Below are 20,540 nucleotides of genomic sequence, written 5' to 3' on the forward strand. Positions count from 1 at the left end.
ATCGGTGGACACTTCCGCTTTCACGGTGACGCCCAGCGAATCGAGAAGTTGCTGTCTCGAAAGAAGCGGGATTATAGGGACTGCTTTCCCGCCTGTCCAGTGCTATCTGCAGGCGGCGCGCAAGCGTGCGGTGGCGGTACGCCGCTTGGGGCTACAATACCAGCCAGACGGGGGCGCTTGTGCCCCCCCCTGATGCATGACGGCGGGCACTTCCATCATGACCCATTTAACTGAGCTTAGCGGCGGCGGCCCGGCGGGGCAAGAGCCCGTGCGGCAGACTCACTGTTGCAGGATTTCCGATGGCCAAGCATGACCGCAAGCAATATCTGCTGCCTCCATCAGCGCCGCTGAGCCTGTCTGACGAGCGCCTGGCCAACTTGTTGGACAGCATTACCGACGGCTTTTGCCTGCTCGACCGCGACTGGACCATCCGCTACCTCAATCCGCGCGGCGCCGACATGCTGGCGCCGCAGCACCCGTCCGGCGTCAGCCTGGCGGGCAAGAACCTGTGGCAAGCCTGCCCCGAACTGCCGGGCACGGACCTGGAAACGCAGTGCCGGCGCGCCATGGCGCAGCAGCAAAGCTGCAGTTTCGAGCTGCTGCATCCGCCGCTGGGGCGCTGGCTGGAAGTACGCATCTTTCCTTCCAGCGACGGCTTGACCACGTATATCCAGGACATCACCCAGCGCAAGGCGGACGAGGAAAGCTTGCGCCACAGCGAAGAAGACTTGCGCGCGCTGGCCAATTCCATCCCGCAACTGGCCTGGATCGCCAGTTTCGACGGCACCATAGCCTGGTACAACCAGCGCTGGCACGACTACACGGGCACCAGTTCCGAACAGATGGCGGGCGATGGCTGGAGCATCGCCTATGACGTGCGGCATTTGCCGTCCATGCTGCAAGCGTGGAAAACCGCCCTGCACGACGGCACGCCTTTCGAAATGGAGTTCCCCATCCGTGGCGCCGACGGCCAGTACCGCTGGTTCCTGACGCGCGCCAATCCCGTGCGCGACCGGGGCGGCCAGCTGCTGCGCTGGTTTGGCACGAGCACCGACGTCGACCAGGTCAAGCGCGCGCAGGAAGCCTTGCGCGACGAGACGCGCGTGCTCGAATTGCTCAACAATACGGGCGCGGCCCTGGCCGGCACGCTCGACTTGCCGGCTCTGCTGCAGGAAACCGTCGATGCGGCCACGCGCATCAGCGGCGCGCGCTTCGGCGCCTTTTATTATGACGATGCGGGCGAGGTCCACGACAGCGTCGCCCCCCTGCCATCGGCACGCGCCGTCAACGGCATCAGCCTGCGCCAGGCCGACGCCATCGCGGCGGAACTGCGCCAGGGACCGGCCATGCGCCAGAACGACTTGCTGGCCGCGCCCGATGCCAGCGCCGGCGGCGCGCCGCCGCTGCGCAGCTGCCTGAGCCTGCCCGTCAGCTCGCGCTCGGGCCTGTTGCTGGGACGCCTGCTGCTCGGCCATCCGCAGGCGGGCATGTTCAGCGCGCGCAGCGAACGCATCGTGTCGGCCATCGCGGCGCAGGCCGCCGTCGCGCTCGACAATACGCGCCTGTACGCGGCCGCCACGCGCGCCGCCGAAGAGCGCAAGGTGCTGCTTGACAGCGAACGCGAAGCGCGCGCCGAGGCCGAGCGCACGAACCAGCTGAAAGACGATTTCCTCACCACCCTGTCGCACGAACTGCGCACGCCGCTGTCGGCCATCCTGGGCTGGGCGCAGGTGCTGCGGCGCGGCACGCGCGACCAGGCAGACCTGCACCGCGGCCTGCAAAGCATCGAACGCAATGCGCGGGCGCAGGCGCAACTGATCGAGGACCTGCTCGACATGAGCCGCATCACTTCCGACAAGGTGCTGCTGGACCTGCAAACCATCGTGCCTGCCAGCATCATCGCCTCGGCCATCGAAACCCTGCGCCCGGCGGCCGACGCCAAGCACATCGCCGTTCACAGCGACATCGCCAGCGATGCGGGCACCATCACGGGCGACCCCAGCCGCATCCAGCAAGTGATCTGGAACCTGCTGTCGAATGCCCTGAAATTCACGCCGCAAGGGGGACGGGTCGACATCGGCGTGCGCCGCGAGGCGAGCCGGCTGGCCATCACGGTGGCCGACAACGGCGTCGGCATCAGGAAAGACTTCCTGCCCCACGTGTTCGACCGCTTCCGCCAGGCCGACGCCTCCACCACGCGCCGGCATGGCGGCCTGGGGCTGGGACTGGCGATCGTCAAGCACCTGGTGGAGCAGCATGGCGGCACGGTCACGGCCAGCAGCGCCGGCGACATGCAGGGCGCGAGCTTTACCGTGCGCCTGCCCCTGGGAACGCGGTCCGCGCCGGCGCGCCCCAAAGGTGGCGACCTGTCCGCCGGCCATGACTTGCGCGGCGTCACCGTGCTGCTGGTCGATGACGAGGCCGATGCGCGCGAACTGACGGCGCGCATCCTGCGCGACCACCACGCCGAAGTGCATGGCGCCGGCAGCGTGGCGCAAGCGCTGCAACTGCTGGAGCAAGTAAGCCCGCACGTGCTGGTCAGCGACATCGGCATGCCCGACGCCGACGGTTTCGACTTGCTGGCGCGCATACGCGCGCACGCTTCCCCCGATGCGGCCAGTCTGCCCGCGCTGGCGCTGACGGCGTTCGCGCAACCGCAGGACCGCCAGCGGGCGCTGGCCAGCGGCTTCCAGGCCTGGGTCTCGAAACCGCTGGACCCGGCCGAACTGCTGGCGGCCGTGGCGCAGCTGGCTGCCCCGCGCCATGACCCCGGCCGCAAGGCAGTTCCCTGAAAAGATGATGCAAAGAAATAAATAGTGCAGTACAAAATGACTATTTTCATGGGTTAGCCTTCCTACTTGCAGACGCGGCACTGTCCTACAAGCAACTAAGCTGAAGTTTGCTACACTGAAATGAAGAAGCACACCTGCAAGGCATGCTGGAGACGGCGGCCCTGCCCGACGAGATGCAAAAATCAAGCTCATGCGCTGTTGTGCGCCCTATCTTGTTGCAAGGCGCTACACTCGCTCCGATCACCGTCAGCCCATCATCTGCGGTAGAAGCCAGCGTTGCATAGACCGTATAACCGAGACCCTACATGCCCAGCCAAGATGAGATTTTGAAAGCCAAAATTTTGGTCGTTGACGATTCCCCCGACAATGTTGACCTGATGCTGGAAATCCTGCGCGATGCAGGCTATACCAACGTCACGGCCACCATGCGTCCGGCCCAGGTCTGCCCCCTGCACCGGGAACATTGCTACGACCTGATCTTGCTGGATCTGCAAATGCCGGAGCTCAATGGTTTCCAGGTCATGAAAGGCTTGAAGGAAATCGAGCATGGCGGCTACCTGCCCGTGCTGGCCCTGACGGCACAGCCGAGTTTCAAGATCGCCGCCTTGGAAGCAGGCGCGCGCGACTTCATCAGCAAACCGTTCGACCTGATGGAAGTGCACAAGCGCATCCACAACATGCTGGAAGTGCGCCTGCTGTACAAGGAGCTGGCCCAATACAGCAAGCAGCAGCAGGAACTGGCCTTGCACGACCCGCTGACGGGCTTGCCGAACCGGCGCCTGCTGGAAGACCGCATCGAGCATACCCTGCAGCAATCGGCCCGCAGCCGCGGCAAGTCGGCCATCCTGTACCTGGACCTGGACGGTTTCAAGGCCATCAACGACAGTTACGGCCACGGCTATGGCGATGAAATCCTGAAAATGGTGGCGGCCCGCCTGGTGGGCGCCTCGCGCAAGGAAGACACGGTGGCGCGCATCGGCGGCGACGAATTCGTCATCGTGCTGGGCAACCTGGCCGGCAAGGGCGACGCGCGCGAGCCGGCCGCCAAGCTGATCGAAGTCATTTCCGAGCCGTATTTCATCAACGACCTGACCCTGCGCCTGTCGACCAGCATCGGCATCGCCATCTATCCGGACGATGCCAGCACCGTCGAATCGCTGCTGGGCTCGGCCGACACGGCCCTGTACGAAGCCAAGCGCGCCGGCAAGAACCGCTTTTGCTGCATTCCGCACGAGGTGATCGCTTCGCAGGTCAACGTGCAGAAAAGCAGCATCCCGTCGATCGCCTGATTTTTACGCCGCGCGGCGCATAAAAAAAACCGGCAAGCCGGTTTTTTTTGCATGGGCCATCTTATTTCTTGCCAGTGGCCGCCTCATGCTGGCCCGCATGCTGGTGGTCCGTTTGCGCATCGACCGTTTCGGGCGGCACCTCGATGCGCGTGATGCCGGCATCGACGGAAATCGGATCGCTGGCGGGGAAGGTCATTTCCACGGCGTCATCGAGCAATTCCTCCTTCGCCCGCTCTTCGCCGCTCATGCCCTCTTCATCGGCCAGGATGGCCAGCGCGCTGGCCCATTTGACGAAATTGAGATTGGCCAATTCGCGCACGGTGTGCACGCCAAACGCCTGCTGCAAGGCCTTGGCGTCCTTCGGGCTAACGCCGCGCAGGGCGCTGATGGGCGCATTGACGATGTCGCGGAAGCTTTTGTCGGCGTATTCCTGGTCGACGATGGTATCGATATTCATGGCATGTCCTTTCGTTTCGGTAAGCGGGCCTGTACTGCATGGAGAAATGCATGACGCCACTATGGCAGCGTGCGGCGCCCCGGTATGTGCGCAGCCGTACGTAACGACGGGAACGGGGCTTGCTGGCGCAAACGATAATATTGCCTGGCATATAAAAAATGATGGAAGGAGATTAAAATTGCCGAAAAGACAGAAATTTTCCATCCATGCGCCCCGCGATGAAATCATCATGTATGATCCACAACTTGAATTTGGTCCACCTTTCACCATTCACGGGGCGCTATGTCCGCACAAACAGATCCGAACAAGGAAACGGCCCAGGCCGATGCGGAACGCGCCGCCGACCTCAGCGAGTTGCTCGGTCACGTCAACACCAGCTGGGACAATGAACGGCGCGCCCTGTCGCGCCAGCTGCACGACAGCCTCGGCTCGTCGCTGACGGCGCTGACCATGCATTTGTCGCTGCTGACGCAAAAAATGCCGCAGGAAGCGGCCCTGCTCGACCGCGCGGCGACCATGAAGCAATTGCTGCTCAATGTGATCGAAACCAACCGCCAGATGCAGATGAAGCTGTGGAACGACAAGCTCGAGTTTCTCGGCGTCAATGTCGCGCTGGGCGAACTGGCCACGCAATTTGCCGAACAGCACAAGATCACCGTGCGCTGCAGCCTGCCCGAAGATGAATTGATTTGCCCCCGCAACGTGGGCGTGGCCTTGCTGCGCACCCTGGAAGAAGCGCTCGGCAACATCGCCGCGCACGCGCACGCCACGCAGGTGGACATCATCATCGACGACAATGACGAAGCGCTGATGATGACCGTCAAGGATGACGGCGTGGGCTTGCCGGCGAGCGAACCCGTCGAAATGAGCAAGCACGGCCTGCGCGCCGTGCGCGAGCGCGTGCACTACCTGGGCGGCACCCTGAACCTGGCGGCCAATCCGCAAGGCGGCACGGCCCTGACCGTCGTCTTGCCGCGTATTGCCCCGAAAGAATAATCTTTGCCCGGCCGGGGCGCCCCGAACCGCCGAACGATCCGACGACAGGAGACCGCATGCGAGGACTGATTCCCACCCTGCTGGCAGCGTTGCTGGCCATGGGCGCCGCCAGGGCCGCCGACAAGACCGTGCCGCCGCCGGAAACCGTGGACAAGCTGGCCTGGCTGGCCGGCTGCTGGAACGTCGACGGCGCCGAACCCGGTTCCGGAGAACAATGGAGCACGGCCGCCGGCGGTACCCTCCTCGGCACCAGCCGCACCGTCAAGGGCGGCAAGACGACGGCCTTTGAATTCGTGCAGATCCGCCTCACCGAGCCGGGCCAGCTGGCCTACATGGTGCAGCCGTCGGGCGAGCCGCCCGTGATCTTCAACCTGCTGCGCCAGGACAAGCCGAATGAGTTCATCTTCGCCAACCTGGACAATGACTTTCCCAGCCGCATCATCTACCGCCACGACAGCGAGCGCATCTTGCACGCCAGCATTACCGGCACCTTGAAGGGCAAGCTCACCACCATCGCCTTCCCCATGACGCGGGGCCGCTGCGAAGCGGCGCCAATTACGCGCAACAAATAACAACCGGCGTCAAGGCAGGAACCAGGGCCGCATCTTGCTGCCTTTCTTGCGTCAAGGCTGCAAGCGAATGCCCGCACCCGCAGGAGGAAGCATGGTGAAGGCGGCGGCCATGCCCAGCCAGCCAGCGAACCAGGCAATGAAAGCCGCCACGTGGCCATACTCCCAGCGGGCACGCAGGCGCGCATAGGCTGCGGCGAACTCCGCCTGGCTCACGTCGGCGCTACTCCCCCACTCCCCATTGACGGGGGCGACAAGGAAAGCCCACAGCAGCAAGGAGGCAAGCAGTGCGGCTGCCGACGCGGCCAGCAGGCGGCCCTGGGGCAGGCGCCTGGAGCGAAAAGCCAGCACGGCCACGGTCACCATGGCGGCCATTTGCACGGCGCCCCCTACCGGGCCAAACAGGGCATACAGCGTGCTTGTCACCTGCGCATACAGCGCTGGCGGATACGCCAGCTTGACGGGCAGTTCCAGCAGATGTGCGGCACCCGGCGCGAGCCCCAGGGCCGTCAAGGTCAGGGCAATGACTTGCAGTAAGCGTGATGGCATGCCTGCCTCCCCTCATCAAGCTGTCCGCTCATGGCGCGTGTGCTTGCCCTTGTTATGACCGCGGGACGGCGCTGCGGTTCCCGGCCCACGCCACTCGCGCAATGCGTACGCTGCCATAAAAAACGGGGCCTTGCGGCCCCGTTGGATTTCCTTACTTACCACACATCAATGCAGCTTGACCTGCGGCGTGCTGCGCTTGATCAGGAAACGGCCCATGGCCATGACGGCCGTGCGCACGCTGCCCAGCACGGCGTTGTGGTGCATCAGGTGCAGGCTGACATACATCATGCGCGCGACAAAGCCTTCGACGAACCAGCTCAGGCCCTTCAGCGAACCCATCAGGGTACCGACCGAGGTAGTGCGGCCGAACGACACGAGCGAACCGTAGTCCAGGTATTCGTACGGCTTGGTCTGCGGCGGCTTGCCCTTCACTTGCAACAGGAAGGTTTTCAGCAGGTAATCGGCTTGCTGGTGGGCCGCCTGGGCGCGCGGCGGCACCAGCTTGCCGTCCGGCCCCGTGCAGGCGGCACAATCGCCCAGCGCGTAGATATTCGCATGGCCCTGCACGTTGAGCATGCCCGTCACTTCCAGCTGGCCGGCGCGGTTGGTCGGCAAGCCCAAGGTGGCGAGGAATTCCGGCGCGCGGATGCCGGCGGCCCACACGCAGATGTCGGCCGCATAGCTGGTGCCGCTGGCGACCGTCACCTTGTCCGCCTCGATCGAGGTGACGCGCGTCTCGGTCACCACGGTGATGCCATGCTGGTGCAGCAGTTTCGAGGCGGCGATCGAGACGCGCTCGGGCAGCGGCGCCAAAATGCGCGGCGCCCCTTCGAGCAGGGTGATGCGCACATCCTTGATGGCGTTGAGATTCTGGAAACCATACGCGGCATACACGCCGCTCGCTTCGCGCAATTCCGCCGCCAGCTCCACGCCCGTGGCACCGCCGCCGATGATGACGATGTCGACGCCGGGATGGCCCGCGTCGCCCTGGCGCTGCTCGGCCATGGCCAGCAGTTTCAGCAGGGTCAGACGGAAACGTTCGGCGTCTTCCGTGGCGTTCAGGGAAATCGTGTTTTCCTGGGCGCCGGGCACGCCGAAGTAATTCGACGTGCTGCCCACGGCCAGCACCAGCTGGTCGTAACGGACAGTGCGCTGCGGCAAGAGCTGTTCATCCTTGTCCGTGGCGATGGCGCCCACGGTAAGGCTGTTCGACGCGGCGTCGAGCGCGATCAAGGGGCCATAGACATAGGTAAAACCATTGTCATGCGCCAACATCTGGTACGACAGGCCCTCTTGATGAATGTCCAGGGTGCCGGCCGCCACTTCATGCAGCGACGGCTTCCAGATATGGTACAGACGGCTGTCGACCAAGGTGACCTGGCCGGGGCCGAGCTTGCGGCTGAGTTTGCAGGCCAGCTCCAGGCCGCCTGCACCTCCTCCTACGATAACGATTTTACTGTGCAAAGATCCTCCTGCTTGTTAATCCCTGTGCCCGTTGCCGTTGCCATTCCCGCGACCATTGCCATGGCCCTTGCCCGGATGGTCATCATGCTTGTCGCGCTTGCCTTCATGCTTGTCGCGCCTGTCATCATGGCGGTCGTCATGACGGCCGCGGTCGCCGTAATCGGGCCGGCCATGGTCGCCATGCTGCTGGCGGTAACGGGGCACATATTGGTTGTTATACCAATTATCTTGAACGAAATATACCTCTTGGTTACAGGCATTATACTTGCGGCAGTGCTTGGACCAGTGTTTGGCATGGCCGGGCGGTACGCGCAGGTAGATCGGGGCGGCCGAATAGTACTGGGGGCGTTGCACGATGACGGGCTGGGCATAGATCAATTGCGGCGCGGGATAGTCGCCGATGTCGAGGCGTCCGTAAAAGCCTGGCTGGCCGACGGTAACGGAGACGCCGACCTGGGCGACGGCGGCGGTGGCTGCCGACAGCAAGGCGGCAGCAAGAATCAGGGTTTTCATGGTGACACTCCTTTAGTTATGCCGTCATTGTAGACCTTGTGTGACCAACTGTTTGTTCGCAAGGACACATAAGGAATGGCGTCGCAATCTCACCACAGTTTGCCCAATGGCACGACCAAGCCGCTGAACAGCGACCAGTCCGGGGACGCCGCCGTCAAGCCGCGCGCCATGCCGATGTCGATGGCCAGTCGTGGCGTGGGACTGTAGGTGGCCGCCAGCAGCAATTGCGCCGTGGCCGGTGCGCCGCGCAGGCGCGTGCCCGACACTTCCGCCGTGGCGCCCCAGCGCTCGCTGACGGGCGTGGAAAAGGAGGTCGCCCAGCCCGTCTGCACCCTGCCCGTATTCGGGTCGGAGGCCCCCAGGCGCGTGGCGTTCAGGTTGGCATCCATGTGCACGGCGCCCACGTCGCGGCTGAAAATCCCGTTCAGCGATACGTCGCTCTTGCCGCTGCCGATGCTGTCCTTGGCAGTCGGCAACTTCCAGCCCAGTTCCAGGCCCAGCGCCGTCGCGCTGTCGAGCAAGAATGCGCGCTTGAGCACGACCGTCGTGTCGCCCACGCCCGTTTCGCGCCGCCCCGTGTCATCGCGGGCGCGCACAACACCCTCGCCCTCGAGCAGCACGCCCCATTCGGGCGTGAACGCCAGTTTGAAGGTATATGGCAGGCTGGCGCGGCGCGTGCCGTCCGTTTTCGACAGCAGGCCGCCGGCCTCGAATTCCAGCTGGCCCGGCACGGGCAGCTGGGCGGGACTGGCCACCGAAGGACGGTAAGGCAGGACGGGATCGCTATCCTGCGCCTGCGCCAGGGGGGCCAGCGACAGCAACAGCAGGGATAAGCAAAGCAAGCGGGGAGACGGCATGAAAGACCCGGAAGTGATAAACGCGCAATAGCGACAGCCTACCACCGCCGCGCCGATTGCGCTCGGTCAAACCGCTTTCAGGCCAGGCGCCGCACGCCCTGCCTGGCGGCCGGCACTGGGCGGCGCAGCGGCGTGACGTTGCTGGATGCTGGCACGGCCAGCCCTTGCTCCTGGGCATGCAGACGGAACACGCCCACCAGTTCCGTCAGGGTCTGGGCCTGGTCTTGCAGCGATTCGGCGGCCGCCGCCGCCTCTTCCACGAGGGCCGCGTTTTGCTGCGTCACCTGGTCCATCTGCAGCACGGCCTGGTTGACTTGCTCGATGCCGGCGCTTTGCTCGGCGCTGGCGGCCGTGATTTCCTGCATGATGTCGGCCACCTGGCGCACGCTGGTCACCACTTCATCCATCGTCTTGCCCGCGTCATGCACGAGTCTGGAACCGATTTCCACCTGCTCGACGGAGTCGCCGATCAGGGTCTTGATTTCCTTGGCGGCGCTGGCGGAACGTTGCGCCAGGTTGCGCACTTCGGACGCCACGACGGCGAAACCGCGTCCCTCTTCGCCCGCCCTGGCCGCTTCCACGGCCGCGTTCAAGGCCAGGATATTCGTCTGGAAGGCGATGCTGTCGATGACGCTGATGATGTCGACGATCTTGCGCGAGGACGCATTGATCGATTCCATCGTCCGCACCACCTGCCCCACCACGGCGCCGCCCTTGCCCGCCACGTCGGACGCGGCGCCGGCCAGGGCATTGGCCTGGCGCGCATTGTCCGCGTTCTGCCGCACGGCCGACGTCAGCTGTTCCATCGACGACGCCGTTTCTTCCAGCGAACTGGCCTGCTCTTCCGTGCGCGACGACAAGTCGAGGTTGCCCTGGGCGATTTCGCCCGAGGCCGTATTGATGGTGTCCGTGCCCGAACGCACCTGGCTGACGATGCCCACCAGCTTGTCGCGCATGGTCTTCATGGCAAACAGCAGGCTGGTGCTGTCGTGGCCGGCCGTGCGGATTTCCACGGTGAGGTCGCCCTCGGCGATGGCGCCGGCGATCTTGACGGCATATGCGGGCTCGCCGCCCAGCTGGCGCGTCAATCCGCGCGTGATCAGCGCCCCCAGCGCCAGGCCGGCCGCCATGCTGCCCAGCACAAGCGCGATCATGAAGCTGCGGCTGGCCTGGTACACGCCGGATGCCTGCTCGGCCGCCGCCTTGGCCCGCGCTTCCTTCTGCAATGACAATTTATCGAGCACGCCGTCGAGCTCATCGGCATGCAGGCGCGTCTTGTTGAGCAGTTCAACCAGCTGCACGCTGCGCTGGGCCAGCGGTTCGGCCGCCGCCAGGATCAGCGCCTGCTGCATGGTGGCAACGTACTCGGCTTCGACAGCGGCGAAGCGGGCAAACAGTTCCTTGGCGGCCGGCGTGACGAACAGCGGCCGGGCCTTGTCCAGGTTGCTCTTGTTCTCTTCCAGGTATTTGCCGATATCGGCCTGGCGCCCCGCGCGCTCTTCGCTGGTGGTCGCCAGCAGAAAATTGCTGCGCGCGCGGCCCACCTTGATCAGGGCGATATTGGCTTCCTTGATGTACGACAGCCCCAGCAATTCATGGTTATACATCTGCCCTGCCATGGTATCGATCTTGCCCATGTTGAAGATGCCGATGCCGGCCACGATGGCGCCGAGCAGCGCCACGCAAAAGAAGGCCGCGAGCAGGCGCGTCCCCACTTTCATTTGATTCAACATGTTTCCTCCCAGACAAGACGGTAGCCAATAATTTAAGCTATGACTTGAATATAAGGAAAAAACAGTCACTAAAATGCTCGAATTGTCACTAACCAACAATTCCTTGATTCAAAGCAACATATCCCGGGACTTGCCATGCTGGCAAGTCCCGGGGGCATCAATGGCCGCTGTGCGCGCCCGGCTTGCGCACCGTCATCTCCACGCCGCTTTTTACCGCCGGCTTGCCCGCGCCCTGGCCGCGCACCGGTTCCGGCACGGCGCCCGTCCACTCATAGGCCAGCGTGCCGGCCGGGTGTTTATACCAGCCCGGGTCGCGGTAGTCGCCCGGTTTCTGGTCCTTGCGCACTTTGACCGTGGTAAACATGCCGCCCATGCCGATGGCGCCGAACGGGCCGTCGCCCGCCATCATCGGCAGGGTATTGTCGGGGATAGGCATCTGCATCTCGCCCATGTCGGCCATGCCTCGCTCGCCCATCACCATGTAGCCGGGCACGAGCTGGTTGATCTTCGCGGCCACGCCCTGGTGGTCGACGCCGATCATGGTCGGTACGTCATGCCCCATGGCATTCATCGTGTGGTGCGACTTGTGGCAGTGGAAAGCCCAGTCGCCCAGGTCCGTGGCGGTAAACTCCACCGCGCGCATCTGCCCCACGGCAATATCGGTCGTCACTTCGGGCCAGCGCGATTCGGGGCGCGTCCAGCCGCCATCGGTGCCCGTCACCTCGAATTCGTGGCCATGCATGTGGATCGGGTGGTTCGTCATGGTCAGGTTGCCCACGCGCACGCGCACCTTGTCGCCCTGGCGCACGACCATGGGGTCGATGCCGGGGAAGACGCGGCTGTTGAAGGTGAACAGATTGAAGTCCGTCATGGTCATGATCTTCGGCGTGTAGCTGCCCGGATCGATGTCATAGTTGCTGAGTAAGAAGACGAAATCGCGGTCCACCTTCATGAAGTTCGGGTCTTTCGGATGCGTGACCCAGAAACCCATCATGCCCATGGCCATCTGCGTCATTTCATCGGCATGCGGGTGGTACATGAAAGTGCCGGGTCGCTTGGCGACGAATTCATAGACAAAGGTCTTGCCAGGAGGAATCCCCGGCTGGGTCAGGCCCGTGACGCCATCCATGCCGTTGGGCAAGCGCTGGCCATGCCAGTGCACGCTCGTGTGTTCCGGCAATTTATTGGTGACAAAGATACGCACGCGGTCGCCCTCCACCACTTCAATCGTGGGACCGGGCGACTGGCCGTTGTAGCCCCACAGGTTCGCTTGCATGCCGGGCGCCAGTTCGCGCACGACGGGCTCGGCCACCAGATGGAATTCCTTGACGTTGTTGTTCATGCGCCAGGGCAAGGACCAGCCGTTCAGGGTGACGACGGGATTGTACGGGCGCCCGTTCGGCGGCGGTGGCGGTGCTTTCGTATCGGCGCCAGCCATGCTGACGGCTTCCGGCAACGACGCCGCACCGACTCGGCTGACGGCGGCGGCACTGAGGGCGACGGCGCCCGCATTCATGAAAAAGTTTCTACGTGTAATCATCATTATTCCTTGTTGGCGGGGCCGCTGCCATTGATGGCGCCTTGCAGTTCGGTTTGCGCGATCCAGAAATCGCGCTGGGTTTCGATGGCGCTGTTGACGCTGGCGACCTGTTCGCGCGCGTCGGCCAGCAGTTCGAAGACGCTGGCCAGCATGCCGTTGTAGCGCAACAGCACCTCGTGCGAGATCGTCTTGCGCAGCGGCACGACTTCATCGCGATAGTGGCGCGCCAGGTCGTAGGCCGTGCGGTAGCTGGAATACGCCTCGCGCACTTCCGAGCGGGCTTTGACGGCCGTGCCCGCCGTGCGCTGCAGCGACTGCTCATACAGGGCTTGCGCCTTCGCATTGCGCGCCGAACCCCAGTCGAACAGCGGCAGTTCCAGCGACACTTCATAGCCGTTTTCGCGCGGCGCTACGCTCGTGCTCTTGTTGGTATAGCCCACGTCGAGCACATTGATGAAGCCCGTCACCTTGGCCAGACCCAGCGCATCGGCCGTCGCGTGCGCGTCGAGTTTCGCTCTTTGCACGTCGAGGCGCTGCTCCATCGCTTGCGCCTCGATATTGCCCGCGTCCGCCGCCTGGGCCGGCAAGTCGGGCAAGCGCGATGGCAAAGTAAAGCTGGTTTGCTTGCCCCACAGGCCCAGCAAGCGCGTCAGGTGCTCGCGCGTCACCAATGCCTGGTGGCGGGCGCGCGCCAGGTCGCCGACGGCGTCCGCATAAAACACTTGCTGGCGCGCCTGGTCGAGGCGGCTCCAGTTGCCCGCCCGCTGCAGGCGCGTGGCCAGTTCGGCGCCCGCCTCGGCCGACAGCAGCGCGCGCTGCATGAACGCTTCCGTCTGCACGGCGGCCACGGCATTGAAATAGGCCCTGCGCGTATCAAGCGCCAGTTGCACGGCGCTGCTGGCGGCCTGCAGCTTGGCTTGCTCGAAACGGCCCCGCTCGATGTTCACGCGCATCGGCATGGTCAGCAAGCCGGCCAGGTCGAAGCTGACGCCACGGTCGATTTCATTGCCATGGCTGCCGTGCGAACGGCCGAACGACAGGCCGGGATTGCGCAAGCGCCCCGCTTGCACGAGGTCCGCCTCGGACGCGCCCAGTTCGGCCAGCGCCATTTTCATGCCGTGGTTGTTCATCAGAGCGATGCGCACGGCGCTGTCGGCGTCCAGGGGCTGGGCCAGCAAGGCAGCCAATTTGTCCTCGCCGCCCGTGTCCGTCAGCGCCGCGGGCGCGCCCGTGCGGGCGTCGGCCAGCGCGGAGACCGCCTGCATGCCGCCATCCTGGCTGAAGCTGGCGCAGCCGCCGAGCAGCAGGACGGCCGCCAGGGCCAGCGGCGTGAGGCAATACGATTTCTTGAGACGCGTCATGTCAGTGTCCTTCATGCTGGTGGTGCTGGTGTTGCTGATGTTGCGGGGCAGGCTGGGCATCGGGCTTGGGAATGGGCTGAGCCATCGGCATCTTGTGCCCTTCCATCTTGTGGCCGTCCATTTTCATCATGCCCATGTGGCCGCCGGCCTTGCCGACTTTCTCGTTGACGGCGCGCCACGTCTGGTCGGGCGTGGCCTCGTCCTCGGCGGCGGGTCGGTAGCCGGCAAAGGCGGAGCGGTAGGTGGTGGCCGGCACGGATGCTTGCGCCTCTTGCGGGGAGTACGGGGACGGCGACGGGGATTGCGCTGCGGCGGCCAGCGGCAGCACAGCCAGCGCAAGGCTGAACAGATATTTCATGGTATTCCTTGAATGACAGGGTATGGCGCGGCGGGCGCGCGACTGGAACGCTGGCGCGGCCGGTGCAAGGCTCAGGATGCCGGGACGTGCGACGGCGGCACCGCCAGGTTCAACGGGCGGTCAGGCGGAGCGCGTGCTTCTCGGGGGACGTTCGGGACCAGGCGGGATATGCCCGGCGAACGGGGAATCGGGCGCCAGCGCCGGAGGCGGCGCGCGCAGGGTCAGGGCGTGCAAGGCGGGCATGCCCGGCGGCGCCGTGGCGCCCACGGTGCACGCGCCGTGGTTGCTGCAATCGTGGCCGTGGTGCGTGGCGCCGCCATCGTCCATGGCCATTTTCATGGGCTGGTCCGCCATCTGCATGTCCGCCATGTCGTGGCACGGGGGCGCCTGCATTGCCTCGACGGTGACCGTGGCAACTACCGCCAGCTCATCCACGCAGCAGCTGCGCATGGCCGACGCAAATCCCTGCAGGGGCAGCGTGACGGCCAGCAGCCAGAGCAGCGAGCGGGCGAGAAAGCGGAAAAAGGCACGGTTCATGGCACAACTATAAACCTTCCCACACGAGGAAGGTCAAGCCCCTATTTGCGCCCGTAGCCGTGCGTCAGCCAGATCACGTAGACGCCGTAGTAGCCCTGCCCTTCGAAGATGGCGTAGCCATCGGCAAAGGAGACTGTCTCCACTTCATTGACGATGAAATACGCGCGGTTGTCCGCCGCCTCCACGTCGCCCCAGTAGCGTGGAACCCGGCTCCGGTAGCCGCTGGCCCGCCCGATCGCATCCATTAAATCGCTGATCATGAAGTCATACAGCATTTCGGCCAGCAGCGGCCGGTGGCCTGCCAGCATGGCCGTGATGTCGGGGTAGCCAGCGTCCTTAAGCGCGGGCAAGTCGCTTTCCTCGTCCTGCAGGTCGTCTTCGCGGCAAGTCTGGATAAAACTGTTGAACGGTTCGTCGAGCAGGGGCGCCAGCGCCGCTTCCGGCACGCTCAGGCGGAACGGATGCAGCGGCAGCACGCTGTGCTGGCCATAGTTGAGTCCGCGGCAGCCGAGGTAGGCCAGGGGGTGAAGCTGGCCGTCGACTTCGCAACGGATGCCATGTGCTTGCTCAAACGTCATCGATATCCATCCCCGCCATGCCCGCCATCCTCGTTGTACCTGATCAGGGTCACATGGTAAGCGCTGGCGGGCAAACGGGACAGGCTCAGATGCAACAGAAAACAGCGGATCAGTTTCTCAGGCAGGCTCCGTGATGCCCACGCAATTGCGGCCGCTTTCCTTGGCCACGTACAGGGCCGCGTCGGCGGCCAGCAGCACGGCGTCCGCGCCGCCAACCTTGCCCGCCTCCTGTTCCGACGACACGACGCCCAGCGACACCGTGATGGCGCCCGCGCCGGGAATCACGGCGGCGCCCACCTTGGCCCGCAGGCGCTCGGCCACCTGCAGGGCCACGTCCAGGTCGGCGTCGGGCAAGAGCATGATGAATTCATCGCCGCCATTGCGGCACAGCACGTCGGCACCGCGCGAACAGGCGCGCATCAGTTGCGCCAGGCGCAGGATGACTTCATCACCCACGGCATGGCCCCACTGGTCGTTGACTTGCTTGAAATGGTCGATGTCGATGGCGATGACGGAAAACGGCCGTGCCTGCGCCTGCCAGGCGCCCAGCGCCGCCGCCATGCCGCGCCGGTTCGACAGGCCCGTCAGCGGGTCCGTCTCCACGTCGGACTTCAACTTGCCGATCTTGTTCTGCAACAAGGCCAGGCCCTTCAGCAGGGCTTTCTTGATCTGCGCCGCCTCCACGTACCAGGCGCGGATGGCGCCGATATGCTCGGCCGTGCCGGCCGCATCCATGCGCCGCGCACCGTCGGCCAGCTGCATCAGGGGCCGCGAAATCAGGCTGGCCAGCCACCAGATGAATGGCAGGCTCAGCAAGGCGATCGGCAGCGAATGCCATACCGTGTTGGCCATCAGCTGTTTCAGCGGGGCCAGGGTCATGGCCGTCGGACGCTGCGCCACGATGCCCCAGCCCGTCGATGGCATGACGGCGTAGCCGGCCAGCATGTCCACGCCCAGGCTGTTGCGCATGCGCCGGTTGCCGCCGCCCTGCTGCGCGATGATGGTATCGATGACGTCATTGCTGCCGGCCACTTCGCCCAGGCGTTCGGGATTCGGGTGGTACAGCAGGCGCCGGTTCTGGTCCACCACGTACAGGTAGGAACCGTCACGGTAATAATGCTGGCCCAGCATGGTGTACAGGATGTTTTTCTGTTTCAGGTAGATACTGCCGCCCACATAGCCGAGGTAACGGCCATCCTTGCCAACGATGGGGTGCGAAATGAAGACCACCAGGTTGCCGGCCGAGGAGACGTAAGGCTGCGTCACCAGCGGGCGCCGTTCGCGCAGCGCCTGGATGGCGCCGGCCGAATCGAGCGTGCGGTTTTTCAGGGCCAGCGTTTCGGGCGACACGCCCAGCACCTTGCCGTCCGCATTGACGATGAGCACGGAATTGAAGCTGTTCGTTTGCAAACGCAGCCGCTGCGCCTCGTCCGTCAGCCACTGCTCGTCACCCATGCGCGACGGCAGGCTGCCGGCGCTGTAGGCCAGCTGCTGGCGCGCCGACTGGAGGAAATCCTCGGCCGTGCTGGCCAGCTTGCTCGCATACGCGTGGTTCGCTTCCAGGGTGGTGTCGATCAGCAACTGGCGCTGCACGCTGTAGCTGGCATAGAAGGTATTGGCCAGGGACACCAGGGCGCTGGCAAAAGCCACGAGCACGATCAAACGGCGCAGATTCATGCGCGGAACAGGTTTAGTCCACATGGGGTTGGCAAGATCTGGAAAGTATTGCGCTAAAGAAAGAGCGCATTATACCGAGACCCCCGTGCCAATATTGAAATATTGGCATCCATGGTCAAAGAAAGCGTACAAGCGGCAACGCAAAACGCTGCCGCTTTGATCTGCATCAAGCGTGGATCGCGTGCTTGCGGACCCAGTCCGCGTAGCGCTGCATCCAGCCCTGGAAGAAACCGAGGCTGGCCGGACCGATGCCGCCATGTTCGTCAAACAGACCATCCTTGGCCTGGATAAACATTTCCGGTTGTCCCAGCAGCGGCACGTCCAGGTAGGACAGTATATTGCGCAAATGCTGCTGCGCCAGCGCCGTGCCCGTGGCGCCGACGGACACGCCAAGCACGGCGCCCGGCTTGCCGCCCCACACGCTCTGGCCATACGGACGCGAGCCGTGGTCGAGGGCGTTTTTCAGCACGCCGGGGATCGAGCGATTGTATTCGGGGGTGAGGAAGAGCAAGGCTTGTGATGCGGAAATGTCGGATTTGAGGCGCAGCACCTGCTCGGCCTGGGCGCCGTCATCGTCCTGGTCGTACAGCGGCAAGTCGCCAATTTCGATGTGCTTGAAAGAAAACTCGGGCGGCGCCAGCTTGATGAGGGCATCGGCCAGCTTGCGGTTGAAGGAATCCTTGCGCAGGCTGCCGACGATGATAGCAACGTTATATTGGCTCATATATATCCCCGATGATGGTAAAAGAATAGCCCTGGAGTGAAGCTCACTACAGGGCTATCTTGCCACACAATCATGGGTTTCGCGCTGCTTAACGTGCGCCGGCAAGCCCTTGATACTCGCGGTAGTAGCGCCCGCCCAGGTTCGTCAATACCTCATAGCCGATGGTATTGGCCATGGCCGCGACGGCGTCGACCGGGTGTTCGGCGCAGATCAGGTCAACCAGGCTGCCCGGCGCCACGCGTTCTTCGGCGATGGCGCTTACGTCAAGCGTGATGGAATCCATCGAGATGGCGCCGATCTGCGGCACTTTCACGCCGTCGACGATGGCCAGGCCCTGGTTGCTCATGCTGCGCAGCCAGCCATCGGCATAGCCGACGGACACCGTGGCCACCTGGCGCGGCTCGCTGGCCGTGTAGCGGCGGCTGTAGCCCACGTGGTCGCCGGCGGCAATCGTGCGCGTCTGCAGCACCTTGCCTTGCAGGCGCACGACCGAGCGCAAGGGATTCGGTTCGCCCCCCTGCGGCCCGATGCCGTACAGGGCAGCGCCCGGGCGCACCAGGTCGAAGTGATAATCGGGCGACAAGAAGATGCCCGAGGAATTGGCCAGGCTGGCGCGGTATTGCGGCAAACGGGCGCGGATGGCGATGAAACGGGCCAGCTGCTCGCCATTCATGGGGTTGCTGCGCTCATCGGCGCACGCCAGGTGGCTCATGACGTAGCGCACCTTGATGCCGTCGAGGAAGTGTTCATCCGCCAGCCAACCATCGATTTCCTGCGGCGACAGGCCCATGCGCGACATGCCCGTGTCCACCTGCACGATGGCGTCCAGGGTGGTGTCCAAGGCCTTTGCGTGCTGGCGCCAGCCCGCCACCTGCGGCTCGCTGTTGAGCACGGGAATCAGGCCGTGGGCCGTGAATTCACCTTCCGTGCCGACGGGCGGACCGTGCAACACGAAGATGGCCGCGTCGGGCGCCACGTGTGGACGCAGGCTGATGCCCTCTTCCAGGTGCGCCACGAAGAAATGGCGGCACCCTTCTTCATACAGGGCTGCGCCCACTTGCGCGGCGCCCAGGCCATACGCGTCGGATTTGACGACGGCCGAGCAGGCGGCCGGGTGCGCCTTGTCGCGCAGCAAGCGGTAGTTGGCGCGCACGGCGTCCAGGTCCACCGTCAGGATGGCGCCGCTACGTTCCTTTGGAGGCATGCTGGCCGCCATCTCAGGCCGCCGCGTGTTGCAGTTTGCCATGGCCCTGCGCGCCGCTGTAGCGGCTGACGGACAGGTCATCGGCCAGGATGGCCGGCTTTTTCGACGACATCAGGTCGGCCAGCAATTGCGCCGAACCGCAGGACATGGTCCAGCCCAGGGTGCCGTGGCCCGTGTTCAGGAACAGGTTGCGCAGCGGCGTGCGGCCGACGATAGGCGTGCCGTCCGGCGTCATCGGCCGCAAGCCCGTCCAGAATGTCGCTTCGGCCGTGTTGCCGCCGCCGGGGAACAGGTCGTTGACGACCATTTCCAGGGTTTCGCGGCGGCGCGGGTTCAGGTTCAGGTTGTAGCCGGCGATTTCCGCCATGCCGCCCACGCGGATGCGGTCGTCGAAACGGGTGACGGCAATTTTGTAGGTTTCATCGAGGATGGTCGACACGGGCGCCTTGGCCGCGTTGACGATAGGCACGGTGATCGAATAACCCTTCAATGGATACACGGGAATGTCGAGCAGCGGCTTCATGAAGCCCGTCGAGTAGGAACCGAGGGCCACCACATAGGAATCGGCCTTGACGATTTCCGCGCCGCATTGCACGCCGGCGATTTCATCGCCCTGCGTCAGCAAGGCGTCGATGGACACGCCGTAGCGGAACTTCACGCCCAGCGCCTCGGCCATCTCGGACAGGCGGGTGGTAAACAGCTGGCAATCGCCCGTTTCATCGTTGGGCAGGCGCAAGCCGCCGAACAGTTTCTCCTTGACGGCTTCCAGGGCCGGCTCGGCGCGCGACAGCTCGTTGCGCTGCAGCACTTCATACGGCACACCTGCTTCTTTCAATACTTCGATATCCTTGGCGGCGTCGTTGTATTGCTTTTCGGTACGGAACAATTGCATCGTGCCTTGCTGGCGGCCTTCATAGGTGATGCCCGCCTCGGCGCGCAGCACCTTGAAGCAGTCGCGGCTGTATTCGGCCAGACGCACCATGCGTTCCTTGTTCACGGCATATGCTTCCGGTGTGCAATTACGCAACATCTGCCACATCCATTTGAGCTGGGCGGCGCTGCCGTCGAGCGAAATGGCCAGGGGCGCGTGGCGCTGCATCATCCACTTCACGGCTTTCAGGGGAATGCCGGGCGCGGCCCATGGCGAAGCGTAGCCGGGCGAGATTTGCCCCGCATTCGCGAAGCTGGTTTCCAGTGCCGGGCCCGGCTGGCGGTCGATGACGGTCACCTCATGTCCTGCCTTGGCCAGATAGTAAGCACTGGTGACGCCGATGACGCCGCTACCCAGAATCACGATACGCATAGTTTCCTCATTATATTTTTTAGGCTGACGCCAGATTAA

The 20,540-nt window shown here is 64.2% G+C and carries 19 protein-coding genes; 4 read left to right on the forward strand and 15 right to left on the reverse strand.

Features of this window, described 5'->3' with window-relative positions:
- The first annotated feature begins 299 nt into the window (after nucleotides 1–299).
- Both CLU90_RS08330 and CLU90_RS08335 read left to right on the forward strand, forming a co-directional pair.
- Nucleotides 300–2,792, forward strand: a complete 2,493-nt coding sequence (locus CLU90_RS08330) for a hybrid sensor histidine kinase/response regulator (protein WP_100427669.1) — start codon at nucleotides 300–302, stop codon at nucleotides 2,790–2,792.
- 305 nt (nucleotides 2,793–3,097) lie between these two features.
- Nucleotides 3,098–4,081 carry a GGDEF domain-containing response regulator gene (locus tag CLU90_RS08335; protein ID WP_092714410.1) on the forward strand — a complete coding sequence of 328 codons (984 nt, stop codon included), beginning with the start codon at nucleotides 3,098–3,100 and terminating at the stop codon, nucleotides 4,079–4,081.
- Nucleotides 4,082–4,142: 61 nt separating this feature from the next.
- On the opposite strand, the gene CLU90_RS08340 is transcribed toward CLU90_RS08335, so the two are convergent.
- Nucleotides 4,143–4,538, reverse strand: a complete 396-nt coding sequence (locus tag CLU90_RS08340) for a hypothetical protein (RefSeq protein ID WP_092714408.1) — start codon at nucleotides 4,536–4,538, stop codon at nucleotides 4,143–4,145.
- A gap of 282 nt (nucleotides 4,539–4,820) precedes the next feature.
- Between CLU90_RS08340 and CLU90_RS08345 the strand changes: the two genes are divergently transcribed.
- The gene (locus CLU90_RS08345) at nucleotides 4,821–5,534 is read left to right on the forward strand and encodes a sensor histidine kinase (protein WP_092714406.1); all 714 of its coding nucleotides are present in this window, start codon (nucleotides 4,821–4,823) and stop codon (nucleotides 5,532–5,534) included.
- 56 nt (nucleotides 5,535–5,590) lie between these two features.
- Nucleotides 5,591–6,106, forward strand: a complete 516-nt coding sequence (locus CLU90_RS08350) for a DUF6265 family protein (RefSeq protein WP_100427670.1) — start codon at nucleotides 5,591–5,593, stop codon at nucleotides 6,104–6,106.
- 51 nt (nucleotides 6,107–6,157) lie between these two features.
- Here the strand turns inward: CLU90_RS08350 and CLU90_RS08355 are convergent, their stop codons facing one another.
- From CLU90_RS08355 to CLU90_RS08420, 14 genes are all read right to left on the reverse strand, one after another.
- A complete protein-coding gene (locus CLU90_RS08355; RefSeq protein WP_100427671.1) occupies nucleotides 6,158–6,652 on the reverse strand; it encodes a hypothetical protein in 495 nt (164 codons plus the stop codon).
- Between the two features lie 165 nt (nucleotides 6,653–6,817).
- Nucleotides 6,818–8,116 (reverse strand): NAD(P)/FAD-dependent oxidoreductase, encoded by a 1,299-nt coding sequence (locus CLU90_RS08360; protein WP_100427672.1) that lies wholly within the window; start codon nucleotides 8,114–8,116, stop codon nucleotides 6,818–6,820.
- A 15-nt stretch (nucleotides 8,117–8,131) separates the two neighbouring features.
- Nucleotides 8,132–8,629 (reverse strand): hypothetical protein, encoded by a 498-nt coding sequence (locus CLU90_RS08365; RefSeq protein WP_092714398.1) that lies wholly within the window; start codon nucleotides 8,627–8,629, stop codon nucleotides 8,132–8,134.
- 89 nt (nucleotides 8,630–8,718) lie between these two features.
- Nucleotides 8,719–9,471, reverse strand: a complete 753-nt coding sequence (locus CLU90_RS08370) for a transporter (protein ID WP_232731125.1) — start codon at nucleotides 9,469–9,471, stop codon at nucleotides 8,719–8,721.
- 92 nt (nucleotides 9,472–9,563) lie between these two features.
- A complete protein-coding gene (locus CLU90_RS30115; protein ID WP_100427673.1) occupies nucleotides 9,564–11,219 on the reverse strand; it encodes a methyl-accepting chemotaxis protein in 1,656 nt (551 codons plus the stop codon).
- A gap of 157 nt (nucleotides 11,220–11,376) precedes the next feature.
- On the reverse strand, nucleotides 11,377–12,759 hold the full coding sequence (locus CLU90_RS08380; RefSeq protein ID WP_100427674.1) for a multicopper oxidase family protein: 1,383 nt from the start codon (nucleotides 12,757–12,759) through the stop codon (nucleotides 11,377–11,379).
- 2 nt (nucleotides 12,760–12,761) lie between these two features.
- Nucleotides 12,762–14,120: a TolC family protein gene (locus tag CLU90_RS08385; RefSeq protein ID WP_232731126.1), complete on the reverse strand. Its 1,359-nt coding sequence runs from the start codon at nucleotides 14,118–14,120 to the stop codon at nucleotides 12,762–12,764.
- Nucleotide 14,121: 1 nt separating this feature from the next.
- Nucleotides 14,122–14,478, reverse strand: coding sequence for a hypothetical protein (locus tag CLU90_RS08390; RefSeq protein ID WP_100427675.1), 357 nt, complete (start codon nucleotides 14,476–14,478; stop codon nucleotides 14,122–14,124).
- Between the two features lie 120 nt (nucleotides 14,479–14,598).
- A complete protein-coding gene (locus CLU90_RS08395; RefSeq protein ID WP_092714390.1) occupies nucleotides 14,599–15,015 on the reverse strand; it encodes a hypothetical protein in 417 nt (138 codons plus the stop codon).
- A 41-nt stretch (nucleotides 15,016–15,056) separates the two neighbouring features.
- Entirely contained in the window at nucleotides 15,057–15,593 is a 537-nt protein-coding gene (locus CLU90_RS08400) for a hypothetical protein (protein WP_092714388.1), read from the reverse strand.
- 117 nt (nucleotides 15,594–15,710) lie between these two features.
- Nucleotides 15,711–17,294 carry a sensor domain-containing diguanylate cyclase gene (locus CLU90_RS08405; RefSeq protein ID WP_100427676.1) on the reverse strand — a complete coding sequence of 528 codons (1,584 nt, stop codon included), beginning with the start codon at nucleotides 17,292–17,294 and terminating at the stop codon, nucleotides 15,711–15,713.
- 142 nt (nucleotides 17,295–17,436) lie between these two features.
- A complete protein-coding gene (locus CLU90_RS08410; RefSeq protein ID WP_100427677.1) occupies nucleotides 17,437–17,994 on the reverse strand; it encodes an NADPH-dependent FMN reductase in 558 nt (185 codons plus the stop codon).
- An 88-nt stretch (nucleotides 17,995–18,082) separates the two neighbouring features.
- Nucleotides 18,083–19,198 carry an alanine racemase gene (alr, locus tag CLU90_RS08415; protein ID WP_232731127.1) on the reverse strand — a complete coding sequence of 372 codons (1,116 nt, stop codon included), beginning with the start codon at nucleotides 19,196–19,198 and terminating at the stop codon, nucleotides 18,083–18,085.
- A gap of 13 nt (nucleotides 19,199–19,211) precedes the next feature.
- A complete protein-coding gene (locus tag CLU90_RS08420) occupies nucleotides 19,212–20,501 on the reverse strand; it encodes a D-amino acid dehydrogenase (protein ID WP_092714380.1) in 1,290 nt (429 codons plus the stop codon).
- Nucleotides 20,502–20,540: the final 39 nt, after the last annotated feature.

Origin of the sequence: Janthinobacterium sp. 67 (assembly GCF_002797895.1) — a bacterium.
Classification (GTDB): Bacteria; Pseudomonadota; Gammaproteobacteria; order Burkholderiales; family Burkholderiaceae_D; genus Janthinobacterium.